Source organism: Faecalimicrobium sp. JNUCC 81 (genome assembly GCF_053667625.1).
The window spans coordinates 2,970,397-2,990,818 of record NZ_CM132203.1 but is presented as its reverse complement, the minus strand read 5'-3'; the positions used below and the strand labels follow the sequence as shown (position 1 = coordinate 2,990,818).

Here is a 20,422-nt window from a genome sequence, read left to right as displayed (position 1 = left end):
ACATATTAGCAAATATAAATATAACCATCAAGGAATTAAGAAAAATATAAGTGGTGATAAAATGGAAAAATACAATATAGAATTGGATAAAAATACTATAAAATATCTACAAATATACAATAATATAAAGCAAATGATATTAACCAAAGAAATAAATGAGCATGAAAAATTACCACCAATAAGAAAGTTAGCTAAATATATAGGTGTGAATAATACAACTATAGTTAAAGTCTATGAATTATTAGAAAATGAGGGGTATGTATATAAATCTATTGGAAGTGGGACATTTGCATCAGTGCTTAAAGTGGAGAAAGAAGAAGACCATAAAAATAAAGATGGAGTAATACAATTTGATAGTGGAAATCCATCTACAGAAATGTTTCCAATTGAGGACTTTAAGAGTGCTATAAATATGGCACTAGCTAAAGAGGGAAGCTCTATATTTGAATATGATGAAGGGTTAGGTTATGACAATCTAAGAAAAAAAATTGTTGACTACCTTAAAAAAAGAAGTATAGAAACTAGCAAAGAAAATATTCAAATAATATCTGGAGCACAGCAAGGAATTGATATTATTTGTAAAGGTCTTATTAATTACTCTGATGTAGTGTTTGTTGAAGAACCAACATATAATGGAGCAATACAAGTATTTAAAAGTAGGGGAGCAAAAATAATATCTATACCAATGCTAGATGATGGAATTGATATAGGCATACTTAAGTTAAAGCTAGAAAAAATAAAACCTAAGTTAATATACACTATGCCTAATTTTCAAAATCCTACGGGCATATCATACTCTACATATAAAAAGAAAAAACTTATAGAACTAGCAGAAGAGTATGATTTTTATATTGTTGAAGACGACTTTATAAGTGATTTTAAATTTGATTCAGATGATAATAGACCACTAAAAAGTTATGATGATAAAAATAGAGTTATATATATAAAAAGTTTCTCTAAGATATTTATGCCTGGCCTTAGAATAGGTATTGTAGAGATACCAAATGAACTTTTAAAGAAAGTGCTATGGGCGAAGTATTCTTCAGATATATCAACGCCAGGACTTATTCAAAAATCAATGTACTATTATATGGAATGCTTTGACTGGGACAAGTACTTAGAAAGTGTAGAAACTATATATACTCAAAAATATAATTTAGCAAAAAAGTTGATTAATGAAAAATTGAGTGATAAATTAAAGATAAGTAATTCCAATGGAGGAATAAATTTCTTTTTAGAATTACCCAGAGGGTATTTATCACAAGATTTTGAAAAGTTTATGCTAGATAAGGGAGTATCGATACTTCCTGGTACATATTTTTTTGACAATATATTTGATGATAGATTTTTTAGGATAAATATAGCAAAGTCAAGTATACAAGATTTAGAAAAGGGAATATCTATAATATATGAAAATTTAGATGAATTTTTAAAAGAGTATAAAAACAATATAAATATAAAAAGTAATAAATTATTTTATTAAGAAAATAGGAAAGGAGAATACTCAGATTTAAAGAATTATTTGAGTATGATGATAAAATGTTTGATCAAAAGAAATTAGATAGAATAAATGAACTAGCGAAGAAAAATAAAACTGAGGGTTTAACTGAAATAGAGATAAAAGAAAGAGAAGAATTAAGAAAAGAATACTTAGCTAACTTTAGAGCTCATTTTAGATCAAGATTAGATCAAGTTAAAGTTGTATCACCAGAAGAATATGAAGAACATATGAGAAATAAAAAAAACTAATCATAAAATAATATAATTAGTTTTAAATATATTATAGTTTTGGAGGGGTACCATGAAACTAAAGCATGAATTTAAAAATGCATGGGAAGTTGAAAGAGAAAATAATAAATTAAATGACATAATGTCTTACGCTAATGAATATAAACTATTTTTAGATAATGGAAAAACTGAAAGAACCTCAGCTAGAGAAATAGTAAAAATAGCTAAAGAAAATGGGTACATATCAATAGACGAAGTAATACAAAGAGGTAGTATAAGTCCAGGAGATAAAATTTATGCAGCTAATAAGGATAAATCTGTTGCCTTATTTGTAATGGGTAAAAATCCATTAGAAAAAGGAATGAAAGTAATAGGCGCTCATATAGATGCTCCTAGAATAGATTTAAAGCCGAACCCACTATATCAAGAAGCTAATCTAGGATTTTTCAAAACTCATTACTATGGTGGAATAAAAAAATACCAATGGACAGCAACACCTCTTTCTATACATGGAGTAGTGATTTTAAATGATGGTAAAAAAGTAGATATTTGTATTGGAGAAGATGAAAATGATCCAGTATTTTGTATAACTGATTTATTAGTACACTTAGCAGGAGATCAGATGCAAAAGAAACTTTCTGATGGTATAACTGGAGAATCACTAAATATATTAGTTGGACATATACCATTAGAAGGTGAAGAAAAAGATGCTATAGAACAAAATATATTAAAAATACTAAATGATAAATATGGTATGATTGAAGAAGATTTTTTAAGTGCAGAAATAGAAGTTGTTCCTTCTGGTCGTGCTCGTGATTTAGGATTTGATAAATCTATGGTACTAGCTTATGGCCATGATGATAGAGTTTGTTCTTACGCCGCTGTAAAATCAATAATTGAAACAGAAATGCCAGAGTACTGTGCAGTTGCATTATGTGTTGATAAAGAAGAAGTTGGCTCTCAAGGAAATACAGGTATGCAGTCTAGGTTCTTTGAAAATACAGTTGCAGAACTTATTGCTTTAGAAGGCAATTACTGTGACTTAAAGGTAAGAAGAGCTATGGCGAATGCTAAGGTATTATCTGCAGATGTTTCAGCTGGATATGACCCTAATTATGCAGATGCTTATGAAAAAAGAAATTCAGCTTATATGGGTAAAGGGCTAGTATTAAGTAAATACACTGGATCTAGAGGAAAAGGTGGATGTAATGATGCTAATGCTGAATTTATGGCAGAAGTAAGAAGAACTTTTAATAATGCTAATGTAGTATGGCAAACTGCTGAACTTGGTAAAGTAGATCAAGGTGGTGGTGGAACTATCGCATATATACTAGCAAACTATGGAGCAGAAGTTATAGATTGTGGAGTGGGAGTGTTAAATATGCATGCTCCTTATGAGATAGTTTCAAAAGTTGACATATATGAAATGTATAAAGGATATAAAGCATTTTTTAATATGAATATATAATATAAATAAGCCTTGAGAGAGATCTTAAGGCTTATTTATATTATAATAATCACATAAACTATATAAAAATTTATTTTCTAGTGGGTTAAAAGTTTTTTTCTTAGAATATATAAAATAAAACTTTCGTATAAATTCTATATCTTTAATTCTATAAAAGTTTAGCTTTTTAGAATTTATAAAATCTATGGCAGAAATATAAGATACAAAAGATACCCCAATACCAACTCTAACCATCTCTTTAATAGATTCATTAGATTCTATATGAGCTGCTATATTTAATTTATCTATGGCAAAATTATTACTTTTTAGAGTATTTAAAATTAAGCTAAGAGTACCGGAACCCTCTTTTCTCATAATAAATTTAAGATTATAAAGTTCATCTAAATTAATATAACCATTTTCATTTTCAATATATAAATCATTTGGAGTAATTAAAATAAGTTCATCATCAATTAAATCGAGGTATTCTATTTGAGAATTATTGATTTTTGAACCAACAAGTCCAAAACTTATTTTTTCATTTAAAATTTCAGATATTGCATATTGAGAATCATAATGACTAACAGTAAACTTTACGTCAGGATATGTACTAGAAAAGTTACTTAGAAAATCAGGTAATACATAGGTTTCTGGAATAGAACTACAAGCAATATCAATAATTCCTTCTATTTTTCCTGAATACTCTTTTATATCATAAATTGCTTTTTTACAATTATTTAATATTTCAATAGCATGTTCATAAAGAAGTTCTCCGGATTTAGTTAAAGTAATATTTTTATTGCTTCTATTTACTAAAATAGTGTCTAATTCTCTCTCGAGATTTTGAATGTGAGCACTTACTGTTGGTTGAGTTAAAAATAATTCACGAGCGGCCTTTGAGAAACTTTGATGCTTAGCTACAGCAATAAAAACTTCGAGTTGTTTAAAATCCATAAAAAATCCTCCTTTTTCTAATTATTATATTATAACATAGAATAGGTTATATATAGTTTTGATTATTTATATACAATCTGTTATAATATTGGAATAATTTGGGCTTAATTTACAAAAACATAAAAATTTATTTATTAATGAATGTTAATAAGTCATTCTGTTACAAAAATATTACAGATTACCCTTAAGTATTATTAAAGCTTATCAAATAGTATATAATTTATCTAAGGCAGCTAATATAAACTCTGTGATATAGAAAATATTTCAAATGTTATATAAAGAAATATTGAAATTCACGAAAGGAGGATTAATCAATGAACTTAAAAAAGACTATATATAGTATTATTTTAATAGGTATGTTTGTTACGGGATGTAGTAAAAATAATATAAAAGAACCAAGTAAAATTGCAGATGAAGAAACCCATCAAAAAACTATGACAAAAGTCCAAAACAATGCAAATGAGATAATTGGTAAGGACTACGATTATGTACTTAAGAATATGGGGGTACCATATTGTACCACATACTATATAGATGCTGAACTTATGGAGAGTGCAAATACTATAGATGAACTTAATAAAATTGTAACGGCTAATAATATGAGGTTAATATATCCGAAATATACATCAGATAATGAACTAGATGGAAGTGCATTATATATAGAAATTAATAATTATAAAGTTATAGGTGTGCAAACTTATGAGTTTTCAGATTATGATATTGAAACGGAAGCCGTTAGGAGTAATGTAGATATAATTGTAGACCAATACAACGAAAAAATAACATTGCCAATAGAAAAATTCAAAAATATAGATTTTAAAAACTATATTCATAAAGATAAAAAAGAACTATATAGTTTATTAGATGAAGACTCATCAAATTTTGAAGCATATGATAAAGAAAGAAAAGAAAAAATAAAAGGGTACTTTTTAAAAGAAAATGACGGTAGCTTTAAAAATGTATTAACAATATATGAAAAAGATAATTTGATTGAATCTATTGATATAGTTAGTGCAGATAAGACAATGAACGTAGTGAAAAGTCATTTATATAATAATAAATAGATAAAAAGTTATAACAGATGTTATAGCTTTTTTTATTTGTTGAATATTATTTTCAATTATATGTTATAGATTATAAAAACTGGGTATATTTATTTATGTAGTCGCAAATGATAATTTTTATCGATGAAAAACATTTAAGTATTGACAATGATAATTGTTATTGTTAAACTTATGAAAAGTGAAAACTATTATCAATTAAAAATAAAATACATAGTAAAAGGAATTTTGTGGGAGGAATAATGAAAAAGAGGTACTTAATTATAGGACTAATAGTTTTATCTTATATTTCCTTGTTTATAGGGGCTCAGGATATAACTTTAATGGATATATTTACTAAAGATCAATATAAACTAATGGTATTTCTTATAAGTAGAGTACCAAGACTAATAAGTATATTAGTTGCAGGCCTAGGTATGAGTATAGCGGGGCTTATAATGCAACAGGTAAGTAAAAATAAATTTGTATCTCCTACAACAGGAGCTACAATAGATGCAGCTCAGTTAGGTATAGTAATTTGTATGCTAACAATACCAGGGGCGTCTATATTTACTAAAACAATGGTATCATTTATTTTTTCACTTATAGGAACGTTTATGTTTATGAAAATAATAGGAAAATTACAATTTAAAAATATAATATTTGTACCATTAGTAGGTATAATGTTTGGGAATATAATAGGAGCTATGACAGATTTTATAGCTTACAAGTACGATATGAGCCAAAATGTAACTGCATGGATGCAAGGTGATTTTTCTATGATACTTAAAGGGAATTATGAAATATTATATATAACAATACCTCTTGTTATATTAGCTTATATTTATGCGAATCGATTTACAGTTGCTGGAATGGGTGAAGATTTTGCAACAAATCTAGGTCTAAATTACAAAAAGGTAGTTAATTTAGGATTAATAATAGTATCTTTAGTAACAGTATCTGTTGTTGTTACAGCAGGTAGTATCCCTTATATAGGACTTATAGTTCCAAATATTGTATCATTATATATGGGTGATAATATAAGAGAAAGTATATGGCATACAGGTTTATTTGGAGCAATATTTGTACTTGTATGTGATATATTTGGAAGAATAATTATATATCCATATGAGATATCTATAGGGCTTACAGTTGGAGTTATAGGAAGTATAACATTCCTTTATATGATATTAAGGAGGAATGCAAATGAAGCTTAGTATTAACAAAAGAATATATATGATGGGATTAATAGTTTTAGTATTTGCAATACTATTTTTAAGTTATGGAATAGATATGAACCATTTAGACTATGCCTTATCTAAACGAATTCCAAAAATTGTAGCAATAGTTTTAGGTGGAGGATGTATAGCATTTACTACTGTAGTCTTTCAAACAATTACTAACAATCAAATACTAACACCTAGTGTGCTAGGATTAGATTCATTGTATGTATTAGTTCAAACTGTAATAGCATTTTTATTTGGTTCAACAAGTACATTTATAATAAATAAAAATTATAACTTTATAATAAATGTACTGATTATGATTGCAGCTTCTGTGTTATTGTACAAAGTGTTATTTGAAAAAGGAAAAAATAATATATTTTTCTTATTACTAGTAGGTATGATATTTGGAACATTATTTAAAAGTGGATCATCATTTATTCAAATTATGATAGACCCAAACGAATTTTTAGCTGTACAAAGTAAGATGATGGCTAGTTTAAATAACATGAATACAGATATTCTTATAATTGCATCGATAATGATTATTGCTATTATGCCTTTTATATATGATGATATAAAATATTTAGATGTATTGTCTCTAGGAAGAGAACAAGCGATAAACTTAGGTGTAGATTATGATAGATTAGTTAAGAAAATGATTATAGTAATATCTGTTTTAGTATCAATATCAACAGCACTTATTGGCCCTATGACATTTTTAGGCTTAATAGTTGCTAATATTGCAAGAGAAAGTATGAAAACATATAAACATACTTACTTAATATTAGGAGCAACATTAATTAGTATGATTACATTAATTGGTGGTCAGTTCTTTGTACAACATATATTTAAATTTAATACAACATTAAGTGTAATTATAAATTTTATAGGTGGAATTTACTTTATACAACTATTATTAAAGGAGAGTAAATAGATGATAGAAATAAAAAATATATTTAAAAAATATAAAAATAAAAATGTCGTAGATGATGTTTCCTTTAATATAGAAAAAGGAAAAATAACATCTTTTATAGGACCAAATGGAGCGGGTAAAAGTACAGTTTTATCAATAGTAACTAGACTTATATCTGGAGATGGTGGAGACGTTTTAATAGAAGGTAAGAATTTAGAAGGTTATGAAAGTAAAGAACTAGCAAAAAAAATAGCTATACTTAAGCAATCTAACAATATAACTTTAAAGCTTACAATAAAAGAATTAGTTGGATTTGGTAGATTTCCATATAGTGAAGGTAATATAACTAAAGAAGATGAAAAACATATTGATGAAGCTATAGAGTATATGAAACTAACTGATATACAAGACAAATATTTAGATGAACTAAGCGGTGGTCAAAGACAAAGGGCTTATATAGCAATGGTAATAGCCCAAGATACAGAATACATATTACTTGATGAACCATTAAATAATTTAGATATGAACCATTCTGTTCAAATGATGAAGGTTCTTAGAAATCTTTGTGATGAATTAGGTAAAACTATAGTTCTAGTAATGCATGATATAAATTTTGCTTCATGTTACTCAGATAATATAGTAGCACTTAAAAATGGAAAGATTGAAAAGGTAGGAACTACAGAAGATATAGTTCAAAGAGAAGTTTTAGAGGATATTTATGAAATGGACTTTGATATAAAAAGTATAAACGGAAATAGAATATGCGTTTATTTCTAAAAATACAGAGATTGCAAAACAGCAATCTCTTATAAAAAAGATATAGTTGAGAATGATTTTAAATATTAATAAAGAGGAGAGATTGATATGAATAAAAAAGCAGCAATTATAGCTGGAGTAGCAATAATAGGATTAGTAGGAGCATTTGCATTAGGTGGGAATAAAAAAAAGGGACAAGAAACAGCAGTAGAGGCAAATGCTAGTATGAAAATAGTTCATAATTTAGGAGAAACGGATGTTGTAAAAAATCCTAAAAAAGTTGTAGTGTTTGATTATTCTGCGTTAGACACAATGGATGCTTTAGGGATTGAAAATGTAGTAGGTCTTCCAAAAGCAACTTTACCAAAGTCTTTAGAAAAATATAAAGATAAAAAATATGCAGATTTAGGTGCATTAAAAGAGCCAGATTTAGAAGGTATAAAATCACAAAACCCAGATTTAATAATAATAGGTGGAAGACAAGCAGATTTTTATGATAAATTATCTGAAATAGCTCCAACAATAAGTATAAGTAAAGATAACAAAGATTACTTAGGGTCAGTTAAGAAAAATATAAATACAGTAGCTCAAATATTTGGTGTAGAAGAAAAAGCTAAAGAAGAATTTGCTAAAGCTGAAAAGAAAATAGCAGAATTAAATAAAAAAGTTAAAGAAAAAGATATAAATGCTTTAACAGTAATGGTAAATGAAAGTAAGTTAAGTGTATTTGGTGAAGAATCAAGATTTGGTATATTATATCAATCATTTGGATTTAAGAATAAAGATCAAAATATAGATGATTCAGCTCATGGTCAAAATGTTACTTTTGAATATTTAGCTAAACAAAATCCTCAAGTTATGTTTGTTTTAGATAGAGGTGTAGCAATAGGCAAATCTGAATCAGCTAAGTCAACATTAAATAATGATATGGTAAAATCTATGGATGCGTTTAAAAATAATAAAATAGTATACTTAGATGGAGCAACTTGGTACTTAAATGATGGAGGACTTAATTCTTTAAATACAATGATAGACGATGCTATGCAGGCAGTTAGTAAATAATAATATTGGGTATAAATAAAAAGTACGGTTTTACCGTACTTTTTATATTGTTTTATTTATAAAGTATTATTTGTATGAATATATTTTAAATTAGGTATGATATAATATTTATTTAAGCTAAATTAAATAGTGTGAATTTTTATTATATTAAGACAGGAGGGATTTATATGCTAAAGGAATTTGTGAAATATTACAAACCATACAAAAAACTATTTATATTAGATTTATTAGCAGCATTCTTATTTGCAACATGTAACTTAGTTTATCCTATGATAACTAGAAATATAATGGACGAAGTTATACCAAACAAAAACGTACAAATGTTAGCAGTATTTGCAATAGTACTTATAGGGATATTTATATTAAAAGCTGGGCTAAATTATTTTATGCAGTATTGGGGACACGTTGTAGGTGTTAGAATGCAAGCTGATATGAGAAGTTATGTATTCACACATTTACAAAAATTACCTAATACTTATTTTGATAATAATAAGACAGGTGTTACTATGTCTAGAATAATAAATGATTTAATGGAAGTATCGGAATTAGCACATCATGGTCCAGAAGATTTATTTATTTCTATTATAATGCTAGGAGGATCTTTCGCTATTTTATTAGGAGTAAACGTAGAGCTTACTCTTATGATATTTTCAGTACTACCTTTTGTAGTATGGTTTGCAATAGCGCAAAGAAAGAAAATGAATAATGCATTTATGGAAACTAGAGTAAAAACAGGAGATGTAAATGCAACTTTAGAAAATAGTATAGCAGGGATGAAAGTTACTAAATCTTTTTGTACTGAAAAAGAAGAGTTAGAAAAATTTTCTGAAAGTAATAATATATTTAGATATGCAAGAGAAAGTGCATACAAAGTTATGGCTGAATATTTCTCAGGAATGAACTTATTTATGGATATATTAGAACTTATAGCACTTGTTGCAGGAGGTTATTTTACTTATCTTGGAAGAATAACATTAGGAGATTTTGCAGCGTATATACTATATGTAAAAATGTTTATAGAACCAATAAAGAAACTTATAAACTTTACAGAACAATATCAAAGTGGTATGACAGGATTTGAAAGATTTAATGAAATAATAAATCATGAAACTGAAAAAGAAGTGAAAAATCCAGTTGAATTAAAAGGTGTAAAAGGTGATATAGAAATAGAAAATGTATCTTTTACATATGAAGATGAAACTCAAGTTTTAAATGGATTAAGTCTATCAATAGAAGCAGGAAAAACTGTAGCATTAGTTGGACCATCTGGAGGAGGAAAGACTACTTTATGTAGTTTAATACCAAGATTTTATGAATTTGAACAAGGTGATATAAAAATAGATGGTAAGAGTATAAGAGATGTAAGCTTAAAATCTTTAAGAAAAAATATAGGTGTAGTTCAGCAAGATGTATTTTTATTTACAGGAACTATAAAAGAAAATATTATTTGTGGTAATCCAAATGCTAGTGATGAAGAGATTATAGATGCAGCTAAAAAAGCAAGAATACATGATTTTATAGAAACACTTCCAGATGGATATGAAACTTATATTGGAGAAAGAGGAGTTAAATTATCAGGTGGACAAAAGCAAAGAATATCTATATCTAGAATATTCTTAAAAAATCCTCCGATAATAATTTTAGACGAGGCAACTTCAGCGTTAGATAATGTTACAGAAAGAGAAATACAAGAATCTTTAGAAGAATTAAGTAAAGATAGAACTAACTTAGTTGTTGCACATAGATTATCTACTATAAAAAATGCTGATGAAATAATCGTTTTAACTGATAAAGGAATAGAAGAAAGAGGAACTCATGAAGAGTTAATAAATAAAGACGGAGTTTATAGTAAACTTCATAGAAAGTAGATTGAATATTAAATGTCTCATTTGGATAAATTAAAAGTGCATAACTAAGAGTTTCATAGGAGGCATTTTAAATGGACAATAATAAAAATAGACTTAAAGACAGACCAAAATCTAATTCAGAACTGAGAAAAATGTACTCTGAGCATGGATCAGAGTTAGGGATAGAAGATGGTCAAAAAATTGGAGCAAAAGATTCTGGAAGTAATAAAACTAAAACGGAAAAACTATACCATAAAGTAAAAAAGAAAGATTAATAATTAAAAGAAGAGATTTAATAAATCTCTTCTTTTTTATTTATTTTTATAGTAACTTATAATATAAAATAAGTAAGTGTATTTTAAAGTGAGGTACTTAACATGATAAATGAAATTTTAATTGGAGGTGCAATTTTAACAAGTGCATACTCTTTATATAAATATCAAGTAGACAGTATAGAAAAAACTGAATATATAATAGAAAATGCTAAAATACCTAAGGAGTTCGATAATTTTAATATAGTTCAAATTAGTGATTTGCATAATAAAAGTTTCGGAAAGAATAATAAAAAACTACTGAAGATTATAGATGAATTAAATCCTGACATTATAGTAATAACAGGGGATTTAGTAGATGGAGAAAATAAAAAATTTAATATAGCATTAAATTTAATAGATGACTTAACTAAAAAGTATAAAGTTTATCATATAATTGGTAATCATGAACAAAAATCATTAATAAAAAGATATAAAAATTTGTATAATAATTATTTTAAAGAACTATATAGTAAAAATATAATTAATTTAGAAAATGAAGTAGTTAAAATAGAAAAGAATAATAGTCATATAAATATATATGGATTAATTGTACCTTTAGATTATTATATATATTTTTTCAATAATTATAAAAATAAAAACTTAAAATTAGATAAAAAAATTATAGAAGATATTTTAGGTAAAATAGATAAAAATGAATATAATGTACTACTTGCACACACACCATTTTTCTTTGAAGAATATGCTTCTTGGGGTGCAGATTTAGTATTAGCAGGTCATGTACATGGAGGGATTATAAGAATTCCATATGTTGGTGGATTACTATCGCCAAACAGAGAATTTTTTCCTAAATATGATTTTGGAACATATAATAAAGAAGAATCTACAATGTTACTTAGTAAAGGATTAGGAGGTTCTAGAATTTTAATGAGAATAAATTGTAGACCAGAAATAGTTAAAATAATTTTAAAACACAAATAAGATATGGGGGAAATAGACATGATGATATTTGCACATAGAGGATACAGCTTTAAATATCCTGAAAATACAATGCTAGCTTTTGAAAAATCTTTAGAAAAAGATGCAAAAGCAATTGAACTAGATATTCATAAAACTAAAGATGATAAAATAGTTGTAATACATGATGAGGATATAGAAAGAACATTAGAAGGGAAAGGTCTTATTAAAGATTATACTCTAGAAGAATTAAGAAAATTTAAATGTAAGACTATAAAATTTAGAGATAATGATTTATGTAAAATTCCTACATTAGAAGAAGTAATAAATTTAATAAAAGATAAAGATATATTTTTAAATATAGAAGCAAAAACAGATGTAATTGACTATAAATTAGAACAGGATACTTTAGATATAATTAATAAATATGGTATGAAAGATAAAGTTTTAATATCTAGTTTTAATCATGAAAGCATAAAAAGATTTAAAGAACTTAAAAATGATATTAAATATGCAAACTTATATGGAGATAAAGGTACAAATAGTAAAGATCTAACTAAAAAAATCAAAGAATTAGAACTTTATAGTATTAATATAGATGTTGAATTAGCTACAAAAGAGCTAGTTCAACATGCACATGATAATAATATAAAAGTATTTGTTTATACTGTAAACTCTTTAGAATTAGCTGAAAAGCTAATTGAATATGGAGTTGATGGTATATTTACAGATTGTATTGAATTGATGAAACGTATATAAATTATATAAAAAAGCTATAAGTACTATCATATATATTGGTAATTCCTATTTGAATTTACAACATAAGACATAAAATATATAATTTAGCTGAATGTAATGTATATAGGAGGTATAAATATGGTTAAAGATATGGTAATGGCAGTAAGTGTAAGTAAGATTCAAAAAGATGCAGAAGAGTTATATAGAAAAGGTGATTATTTCTGCTCAGAAGCTATAGTGGCATCTATAAGAAGTAACTTTGAATTAGATATGCCAGAAGAAATGATAGCAATGGCATCAGGGTTTCCAATTGGAATAGGAAGATCTAAATGTGTATGTGGAGCTGTTTCAGGAGCTATAATGTGCATAGGATATTTCTTTGGAAGAAAAACAGGGGCAGACCCTAAGGTAAATAGAACTTTAGAATTAGCAAATGAAGTACAAGAAAGTTTCAGAAAAAATCATAGAGTACTGTGTTGTAGCGTACATACTAAAGGTATGGATATGGGTTCAGGAGAGCATAAAGAACAATGCATAGCATTTACAGGTGAAATGGCTAGAAAAACTGCTGAGGTTATAGTTAGAGAATTAGGCATAGCTAATTTAGACGACTAATTAGGTGAACTATATGATAAATATATTAAAAAAAGTTCCTATACCTATGGCTGGATTGATGTTAGCCTTAGCGGCGACAGGTAATCTAGTCTTATCATATGGAGACGTCTATAGAAATATTTTTGGGATATTATCCACTGTATTATTAGTATTTATGATTATAAAAATATTTATTGATTTTAAAGATATTTTAGAGAAACTAAAAAATCCAGCTATAGCAAGTGTAGCCCCGACTTTTAGTATGGGAATTATGATACTTTCAACATATATAAATAAACTAGCTCCACGCTTAGCAGTATTAATATGGAGTATAGGATTGATTTTACATATTATATTGATATTATATTTTACTTATAAATTTATAATGAAGTTTGATATTAAAAAAGTACTTCCCAGTTATTTTGTAGTTTACGTAGGAATAGCAACAGGAGGTATAACTGCTCCTACCTATAATTTAAATAAATTAGGTGAGTATTTATTTTGGTTTGGATTAATAAGTTATATAATTTTACTACCAATAGTACTTTATAGATTATTTAAAGTAAAAGATATACCTGAATCAGCTCTTCCAACAATATTAATACTTACAGCACCTGCAAATCTTTGTTTAGCGGGATATATATCAAGTTTTAAAGAGAAAGATATTTTAATGATAGGATTTTTAGGAACACTATCGATTTTAATATTTATTGGAATATTAGTGTGTTTACCAAAAATACTAAAGATTAAATTTTATCCAAGTTATTCAGCGCTTACTTTCCCGCTTGTTATAACTGCAATAGCAACTAAGCAAACTAATATGTATTTTATAAAGCAAGGAATAATAATACCTATATTAAAATATTTAACTTATTTTCAAATGATATTAGCTATAGGAATTGTAGCTTATGTATCTTATAAGTACGTAGTATTTTTATTTTTAAATACTAATGAAGCTAAAGCATAAATTAAATATAAAAAAGGCTTAAGTAGTTAAAAAACTTAAGCCTTTTTATATTGAGAAAATATAAATAATTTATCTTATTATTAAATTTTAGAGACAAAATACAGATTTTCTATAAAATAAAAGAGCTTCAACTAAAATGTTAAAGCTCTATAAATTCTTAATTGGTGCCGGATATGGGACTTGAACCCATACGGTATTTCTACCAACGGATTTTGAGTCCGTCGCGTCTGCCATTCCACCAATCCGGCAATTAAATAATTCTATATAAATTATAGCAACTAAATAAATCGTTTGCAACATAATAATTCTTAATATACTATCAATAATATGGTAATATTAAATAATAACATATTTATGTAAGAAAATAATAAGAAAAACTATGGGAGTGATAAATTTGGACAAAAGATTAATTATAATAGATGGAAACTCAATAATAAATAGAGCATTTTATGCTTTACCAGAAATGAATAATAAAGAAGGGTTAAAAACAAATGCTATATATGGATTTACAACTATGTTATTTAAAATAATAGATACATATAAACCAACACATATAAGTGTAGCATTTGATAGGAAAGCACCAACATTTAGGCATTTAGAATTTAATGAATATAAAGCTGGTAGAAAGAAAATGCCAGATGAATTAAGAGTACAATTTGAACCATTAAAAAATCTATTAGATAAATTTAATATAAACAGATTAGAAATAGATGGTTATGAAGCAGATGACATAATAGGAACTGTTTCTAAGTTGGCAGAAGATAACGATTATAAAGTATACATAGTAACTGGAGATAAAGATGCTATACAGCTTGCATCAGATAAAACAACTACATTAATAACTAAAAAAGGTGTAGGAGAAGTAGAAGAGTACGATTTTGAATCTGTAATGAGGACATATGAAATGACACCGACTCAATTTATAGATTTAAAAGGGCTTATGGGAGATAAATCTGATAATATACCAGGGGTTCCAGGTATAGGTGAAAAGACAGGTATAAAGCTTATAAAAGAATTTTCTAGTATAGAAGGAATAATTGAAAATATAGAAAGTCTTAAAGGAAGTGTTAAAAAGAAACTAGAAGAAAATAAAGACTTAGCTATAATGAGTAAAAGACTTGCTACAATTATAAGAGATGTTCCAGTAGAATTTAAATTAGAAGATTTAGAGTATGGAGAATTTGATAAAGATGCTGTTATAGAAGCATTTAGAAATCTTGGATTTACAAGTTTAATATCTAGATTAGTTGATTTAGATGGAGGACAACAAAAAGAAGAAGATGAAGCCTTACTTAATATAGAGAAGTTAGAAAATATAGATGAATTTATAAATGAAATTAATGAAAATAAAAAAGTTATATTAAAAACTGTTAAAAGAGAAGGCAACATATTAGAAAAAAATATAATGTATGTATTTATGAGTATTGATGGTAAAAATATATATTATATAAATGAAGATGAAATAAATAAATTCAAAGATGTATTTTCAAGTAACGAAATTAACAAATTTGGATATAATCTAAAAGATGATTATATAGCTTTAAGATCATATGGAATAAAACTAGAAAATATGAACTTTGATATAACAATAGCAGAATATCTTATAGATTCAACATCATCAACATCATATGAATGTAGTGCTATAGCTATGAAGTATTTAACAAGAAAAGTTAAATCAAGTGAAGAGTTATTAGGAAAAGGTGTAAAAGCTAAGAAGTATCAAGATTTAGAATTTAATGAACTAAGTGGCTATATAGGCCAAGTAATAAATACAGTAGCTAAAACTATGCCTGTAATGGAAAAAAGTTTAAATGAAATGGATATGGATGGACTATTTTATCATGTAGAAATGCCTTTAGTAGAAGTATTAGGATATATGGAGTATGAAGGTGTAAAGATAGATAAAGAAAAGTTAAATGAACTAGGAACTGAGTTTAAAGAGATAATAAAGAGACTAGAAGAAGAAATATATGAAATTGCTGGAGAAAAGTTTAATATAAATTCTCCAAAGCAGTTAGGTATAGTACTATTTGAAAAATTAGAATTACCAGTAATCAAAAAAACTAAAACAGGATATTCAACTAATGCAGAAGTATTAGATAAGTTAAGAGATAAAAGTCCTATAATTGATAAAATTACTGAGTATAGACAAATAGTAAAATTAAATTCAACTTATGTAGAAGGTCTTTTAGCCATAATAAACCCTGTTAGTGGTAGAATACACTCATCATTTAATCAAACTATAACTACAACAGGGAGAATTTCTTCTACAGAACCAAATCTTCAAAATATACCTGTAAAGCTTGAAATGGGAAGAAATATAAGAAAAGTATTTATTGCTGACAATGGATGTGATTTAGTTGATGCCGATTATTCTCAAGTAGAGCTTAGAGTACTAGCGCATATGAGTCAAGATGAAACTATGATAGATGCATTTAAACATAATGAAGATATACATACTAAAACAGCAACACAAGTATTTAACATAGAGGCTAAAGATGTTACTAGTGAATTAAGAAGTGCAGCTAAAGCAGTAAACTTTGGTATAGTTTATGGGAAAAGTGATTTTGGATTATCTGAAGAACTTCATATACCACTTAAGCAAGCTAAGGAATATATTCAAGGTTACTTCAATAAGTATTCTAAGATAAAAGAGTTTATGGATAATATTATAGAAAAAGCTTCAGAAGATGGATATGTAACAACTATATTAAATAGGAGAAGATATATACCAGAAATAAAATCTAGTAACTTTATGGTAAGAAATGCTGGAAAAAGGGCAGCCATGAATGCTCCTATTCAGGGAAGTGCAGCGGATATAATAAAAATAGCAATGGTAAACGTATATAAAAAAATAGAAGAGAAAAACTTAAAATCTAAACTTATATTACAAGTACACGATGAGCTTATAGTTGAAACTGTAGAAGATGAAGTTGATATAGTAAAAACAATTGTAAAAGAAGAAATGGAAAATGCGGTAAGTATGGACGTTAACTTAGATGTGGACTTAAATGTAGGTAAATCTTGGTATGAAACAAAGTAGGTGATATTATGTTGGTATTAGGGCTTACAGGAAATATTGGCTGTGGTAAAAGCAGCCTTTCCAATATACTAGTGGAAAATGAAATAGATGTAGTTGATGCAGACATTATAGCAAGACACATATTTGAAGATAGAGAGCTTTTACATAAAGTATTTGAGGCTTTTGGAGACGATATAATAAATAATGACCAATCTTTAAATAGAAAAGCATTAGGAAATATAGTTTTTAATAATGATGAGAAATTAATCTTACTAAATAGTTTGACTCATCCTAAAATAAAAGAAAAAATAATAGATAAAATAAATGAAGCAAAAACCAATAATAAAGATATAATAGTGATAGATGCAGCTTTATTAGTAGAAGGCGGATACCTAGATATAGTGGACAAACTAGTAGTAGTTACATGTAATGAAGAAATTCAGATACAAAGAATACAAAAAAGAGATAATTGTACTAAAGAAGAAGCTGTAAGTAGAATAAAGTCTCAAATGAATCAAGAAGAAAAAATTAAGTACGGAGATTTTATAATAGATAATTCGGGGAGTATTATAGAGCTTAGAGAAAAAGTACATAATTTTATAAAATACATGAAGGAGAAATGGTGTGATTAAGAAAAGGATATTAATAATACTATCTATTTTCATAATCTTATTTGGAGCCTTACTTGTTGAGAAAGACACAATAAATAAGTTAATATACCCGAAGAAGTATTCTGAGTATGTAGAAGAATATGCTAAAGAATTTAGCTTAGATGAAAATTTAGTTTATAGTGTTATAAAAGCAGAAAGTAAATTTAAGCAAGATGCAGTATCTCACAAGGGTGCAAAGGGTTTAATGCAAATAAGTGATATAACAAGGGATTGGGCGAAGGAAGAATTAGAATTAGGAGAAATAGATATTTTTGATCCAGCAGTAAATATAAGAGTAGGATGTTGGTATATAAATAAATTGTATAAAGAGTTCGGTAAATTAGATTTAGTTATAGCCGCATACAATGGTGGGTCAGGTAATGTTAAAAAATGGTTACGAAATAATGAATATAGCAAAGATGGGCAAAAACTTCATAGTATACCATTTAAAGAAACTTCAAATTATGTTGAAAAAGTAAGTAAAAACTATGAAAAGTACAATAAGATATATAGCAAGGAAGGTAAAAACTAATGAAGAAGAAAAAAATTCTAGCTATAATTTTAGCATCAGCACTTACATTTGTTGGGTGCAGTGATAATAAAGAGAATGAGGCTAATTCAGACGCTGAAAAAAGTGGTATAAATTCAGAGTACATAAACCTTACAATGGTAAAGCCTAAAACCATAAATCCTATAATAAATAAAGATAAATCAGTAGGATATATAATGAATTTGATTTATGACGGACTATTTACGATTGACGAAAACTATAATGTAGTACCTCAATTAGTAGAAGAGTATGGAATATCTCAAGATGGTATGAGTATAGATATTAAATTAAAAGATGCAAAATGGCACAATGGAAATAATGTGACATCACAAGATGTTAAATACAGTATAGAGTTAATTCAAAAAAGCTCAGAAAGTCCATATAAGATTTTAACTGATAATATTGCATCTGTATCTACAATAAATAATAAGGAATTGACTATTAAGTTTAAAAATAAATATGCATTCTCAGTAGATACATTAATTTTTCCAATAGTATCTAAGGATGAATTAAGCGATGGTAAGGCTGATGAAGAAAAGAATAATTTAATAGGAAATGGACCTTATAAAATAGAAAAGTATGGAATTAGAGATGGTATGATTTTAAGTATAAATAAAGATTACTATAGTAAGTTACCTTCTAATTCTAAAGATATAAAAATAGGAATAGTTCCAGATGCAGAAGCTCAAGTTTCTATGGTTATGGCATTGGATAGTGATATAACTAGTGTTTCATTAAGTGATTTAAGTAAATTCTATGAAAAAGAATTTAATATAACTAAATATGAAGGCAGAGATTATGAGTCTGTAATATTTAATTATGACAATAAATTCTTAAAAGATGTTAATTTTAGAAAAGCAATTTCACATGCTATAAATAAAGAAAAAATACTAGAAGAAGGATATATGGGAAATGGAAAACTAGTTAATTTTCCATTAAATTCCAAATCTAAGTATTATAATAATGATATTAAACAATTAGAATATGACAAGGAAAAAGCTAAAAGCTATCTTGAAAAAGTAAATCCTTCAGCAGATGATAAACAGTTAAGTAAAGATGAAAATAATAAGGATAAAAACTCATCAAAAGAAAATAAAAAGAATGAAATTAAAGGCAAAGATAGTGATAAAGACAAAACAGAAAATAATAAAGCTGAAATTAAAAAGATGATTTCTAAATTGAATCTAAAAATAGTAGTTAATAAAAATAATAGTGAAAGAGTTAAATCTGCATATTTAATAAGTGAAAATTTAAAAGCTATAGGAATAAAATCGACAGTAGTTGAACTAGTAGATAAAGAACTAGATGAGGCTATTAGTTCAAAAAAATATGATTTAGCATTAGTAGGATGGGAATTATCAAGTGTTCCAGATGCTAGAAATGTAATAGAGAATATAGGATATAGTGATGAAAAATTAACTGGTTATATAACATCTTTAATAAATGCAACATCACAATCTCAAATAAGTGATGTATATAAATCTTTACAAGCGTATGTAAATGATAATGCATTATTTATGAGTTTAGTTATTAGACATGATTATATAGTTACAAATAGACGTTTAGAAGGAAAAATTTCACCTAATGACTTTGATGTATATGAAGGTATAACAAATTTAAATATAGAAGCTAAAAAATAATAAAAAAGTAGGACTTTAATAGTCCTACTTTTTTATTTTATAGGTTTAAGATAGCATAT

Annotated in this window: 19 protein-coding genes and 1 tRNA gene; 18 read left to right on the top strand and 2 right to left on the bottom strand. The window is 26.6% G+C overall.

All coding sequences use genetic code 11. The features are described 5' to 3' along the window. The first annotated feature begins 61 nt into the window (after positions 1-61). The 3 genes from pdxR to JNUCC81_RS14910 are packed head-to-tail and all read left to right on the top strand — an operon-like array spanning position 62 to position 3,196. Positions 62-1,483 (top strand): MocR-like pyridoxine biosynthesis transcription factor PdxR, encoded by a 1,422-nt coding sequence (gene pdxR / locus JNUCC81_RS14920; protein ID WP_208334273.1) that lies wholly within the window; start codon positions 62-64, stop codon positions 1,481-1,483. A gap of 56 nt (positions 1,484-1,539) precedes the next feature. Beyond that, the gene (locus tag JNUCC81_RS14915) at positions 1,540-1,749 is read left to right on the top strand and encodes a DUF896 domain-containing protein (protein WP_208334272.1); all 210 of its coding nucleotides are present in this window, start codon (positions 1,540-1,542) and stop codon (positions 1,747-1,749) included. A gap of 52 nt (positions 1,750-1,801) precedes the next feature. Beyond that, on the top strand, positions 1,802-3,196 hold the full coding sequence (locus JNUCC81_RS14910) for an aminopeptidase (RefSeq protein WP_454094193.1): 1,395 nt from the start codon (positions 1,802-1,804) through the stop codon (positions 3,194-3,196). Between the two features lie 24 nt (positions 3,197-3,220). Here JNUCC81_RS14910 and JNUCC81_RS14905 read toward each other — a convergent pair whose 3' ends face one another. Then, on the bottom strand, positions 3,221-4,129 hold the full coding sequence (locus tag JNUCC81_RS14905; RefSeq protein ID WP_454094192.1) for a selenium metabolism-associated LysR family transcriptional regulator: 909 nt from the start codon (positions 4,127-4,129) through the stop codon (positions 3,221-3,223). 314 nt (positions 4,130-4,443) lie between these two features. On the opposite strand from JNUCC81_RS14905, the gene JNUCC81_RS14900 reads away from it, so the two are divergent. The 11 genes from JNUCC81_RS14900 to JNUCC81_RS14850 all read left to right on the top strand — a co-directional run bounded on the left by JNUCC81_RS14900 (position 4,444) and on the right by JNUCC81_RS14850 (position 14,501). Next, positions 4,444-5,193, top strand: coding sequence for a hypothetical protein (locus tag JNUCC81_RS14900; RefSeq protein ID WP_208334269.1), 750 nt, complete (start codon positions 4,444-4,446; stop codon positions 5,191-5,193). Between the two features lie 239 nt (positions 5,194-5,432). After that, positions 5,433-6,386, top strand: coding sequence for an ABC transporter permease (locus JNUCC81_RS14895; protein WP_454094191.1), 954 nt, complete (start codon positions 5,433-5,435; stop codon positions 6,384-6,386). Further along, positions 6,376-7,329, top strand: a complete 954-nt coding sequence (locus JNUCC81_RS14890) for an iron chelate uptake ABC transporter family permease subunit (RefSeq protein WP_454094190.1) — start codon at positions 6,376-6,378, stop codon at positions 7,327-7,329. Before JNUCC81_RS14895 ends, JNUCC81_RS14890 begins: the two co-directional genes overlap by 11 nt. Continuing rightward, the gene (locus JNUCC81_RS14885) at positions 7,330-8,085 is read left to right on the top strand and encodes an iron ABC transporter ATP-binding protein (protein WP_454094189.1); all 756 of its coding nucleotides are present in this window, start codon (positions 7,330-7,332) and stop codon (positions 8,083-8,085) included. An 87-nt stretch (positions 8,086-8,172) separates the two neighbouring features. Then, complete coding sequence (locus JNUCC81_RS14880; RefSeq protein WP_208334267.1) at positions 8,173-9,126, top strand: siderophore ABC transporter substrate-binding protein; 954 nt, start codon at positions 8,173-8,175, stop codon at positions 9,124-9,126. A 167-nt stretch (positions 9,127-9,293) separates the two neighbouring features. Continuing rightward, the gene (locus JNUCC81_RS14875) at positions 9,294-10,994 is read left to right on the top strand and encodes an ABC transporter ATP-binding protein (RefSeq protein ID WP_454094188.1); all 1,701 of its coding nucleotides are present in this window, start codon (positions 9,294-9,296) and stop codon (positions 10,992-10,994) included. Between the two features lie 71 nt (positions 10,995-11,065). Beyond that, positions 11,066-11,248, top strand: coding sequence for a hypothetical protein (locus JNUCC81_RS14870; RefSeq protein ID WP_454094187.1), 183 nt, complete (start codon positions 11,066-11,068; stop codon positions 11,246-11,248). A gap of 102 nt (positions 11,249-11,350) precedes the next feature. Next, positions 11,351-12,226, top strand: coding sequence for a metallophosphoesterase (locus JNUCC81_RS14865; RefSeq protein WP_454094186.1), 876 nt, complete (start codon positions 11,351-11,353; stop codon positions 12,224-12,226). Between the two features lie 3 nt (positions 12,227-12,229). Further along, positions 12,230-12,961: a glycerophosphodiester phosphodiesterase family protein gene (locus JNUCC81_RS14860; protein WP_454094185.1), complete on the top strand. Its 732-nt coding sequence runs from the start codon at positions 12,230-12,232 to the stop codon at positions 12,959-12,961. A 117-nt stretch (positions 12,962-13,078) separates the two neighbouring features. Next, positions 13,079-13,555 (top strand): C-GCAxxG-C-C family protein, encoded by a 477-nt coding sequence (locus JNUCC81_RS14855; RefSeq protein ID WP_454094184.1) that lies wholly within the window; start codon positions 13,079-13,081, stop codon positions 13,553-13,555. A 13-nt stretch (positions 13,556-13,568) separates the two neighbouring features. Beyond that, positions 13,569-14,501 (top strand): TDT family transporter, encoded by a 933-nt coding sequence (locus JNUCC81_RS14850; protein ID WP_454094183.1) that lies wholly within the window; start codon positions 13,569-13,571, stop codon positions 14,499-14,501. A 162-nt stretch (positions 14,502-14,663) separates the two neighbouring features. On the opposite strand, the gene JNUCC81_RS14845 is transcribed toward JNUCC81_RS14850, so the two are convergent. Further along, positions 14,664-14,749: transfer RNA gene (locus JNUCC81_RS14845), tRNA-Leu, on the bottom strand. Between the two features lie 146 nt (positions 14,750-14,895). Here JNUCC81_RS14845 and polA point away from each other — a divergent pair. Genes polA through JNUCC81_RS14825 form a run of 4 tightly spaced genes read left to right on the top strand, consistent with a single transcriptional unit; the run spans position 14,896 to position 20,363 of the window. Beyond that, entirely contained in the window at positions 14,896-17,544 is a 2,649-nt protein-coding gene (gene polA, locus JNUCC81_RS14840) for a DNA polymerase I (RefSeq protein ID WP_454094182.1), read from the top strand. 8 nt (positions 17,545-17,552) lie between these two features. After that, a complete protein-coding gene (gene coaE, locus JNUCC81_RS14835; protein ID WP_454094181.1) occupies positions 17,553-18,155 on the top strand; it encodes a dephospho-CoA kinase in 603 nt (200 codons plus the stop codon). Next, positions 18,151-18,705: a lytic transglycosylase domain-containing protein gene (locus tag JNUCC81_RS14830; RefSeq protein ID WP_208334280.1), complete on the top strand. Its 555-nt coding sequence runs from the start codon at positions 18,151-18,153 to the stop codon at positions 18,703-18,705. The genes coaE and JNUCC81_RS14830 overlap by 5 nt, the downstream gene beginning before the upstream one ends. Further along, positions 18,705-20,363: an ABC transporter substrate-binding protein gene (locus JNUCC81_RS14825; protein ID WP_454094180.1), complete on the top strand. Its 1,659-nt coding sequence runs from the start codon at positions 18,705-18,707 to the stop codon at positions 20,361-20,363. The genes JNUCC81_RS14830 and JNUCC81_RS14825 overlap by 1 nt, the downstream gene beginning before the upstream one ends. Positions 20,364-20,422: the final 59 nt, after the last annotated feature.

Coding starts and splice junctions, on each gene's coding strand:
- JNUCC81_RS14915 (WP_208334272.1), top strand. CDS start 1,540: ATGTTTGATCAAAAGAAATTAGATAGAATAAATGAACTAGCGAAGAAA.
- JNUCC81_RS14885 (WP_454094189.1), top strand. CDS start 7,330: ATGATAGAAATAAAAAATATATTTAAAAAATATAAAAATAAAAATGTC.
- JNUCC81_RS14860 (WP_454094185.1), top strand. CDS start 12,230: ATGGGGGAAATAGACATGATGATATTTGCACATAGAGGATACAGCTTT.
- JNUCC81_RS14890 (WP_454094190.1), top strand. CDS start 6,376: ATGAAGCTTAGTATTAACAAAAGAATATATATGATGGGATTAATAGTT.
- pdxR (WP_208334273.1), top strand. CDS start 62: ATGGAAAAATACAATATAGAATTGGATAAAAATACTATAAAATATCTA.
- JNUCC81_RS14865 (WP_454094186.1), top strand. CDS start 11,351: ATGATAAATGAAATTTTAATTGGAGGTGCAATTTTAACAAGTGCATAC.
- JNUCC81_RS14870 (WP_454094187.1), top strand. CDS start 11,066: ATGGACAATAATAAAAATAGACTTAAAGACAGACCAAAATCTAATTCA.
- JNUCC81_RS14855 (WP_454094184.1), top strand. CDS start 13,079: ATGGTTAAAGATATGGTAATGGCAGTAAGTGTAAGTAAGATTCAAAAA.
- JNUCC81_RS14875 (WP_454094188.1), top strand. CDS start 9,294: ATGCTAAAGGAATTTGTGAAATATTACAAACCATACAAAAAACTATTT.
- JNUCC81_RS14895 (WP_454094191.1), top strand. CDS start 5,433: ATGAAAAAGAGGTACTTAATTATAGGACTAATAGTTTTATCTTATATT.
- JNUCC81_RS14900 (WP_208334269.1), top strand. CDS start 4,444: ATGAACTTAAAAAAGACTATATATAGTATTATTTTAATAGGTATGTTT.
- JNUCC81_RS14880 (WP_208334267.1), top strand. CDS start 8,173: ATGAATAAAAAAGCAGCAATTATAGCTGGAGTAGCAATAATAGGATTA.
- JNUCC81_RS14850 (WP_454094183.1), top strand. CDS start 13,569: ATGATAAATATATTAAAAAAAGTTCCTATACCTATGGCTGGATTGATG.
- JNUCC81_RS14905 (WP_454094192.1), bottom strand. CDS start 4,129: ATGGATTTTAAACAACTCGAAGTTTTTATTGCTGTAGCTAAGCATCAA.
- JNUCC81_RS14825 (WP_454094180.1), top strand. CDS start 18,705: ATGAAGAAGAAAAAAATTCTAGCTATAATTTTAGCATCAGCACTTACA.
- coaE (WP_454094181.1), top strand. CDS start 17,553: ATGTTGGTATTAGGGCTTACAGGAAATATTGGCTGTGGTAAAAGCAGC.
- JNUCC81_RS14910 (WP_454094193.1), top strand. CDS start 1,802: ATGAAACTAAAGCATGAATTTAAAAATGCATGGGAAGTTGAAAGAGAA.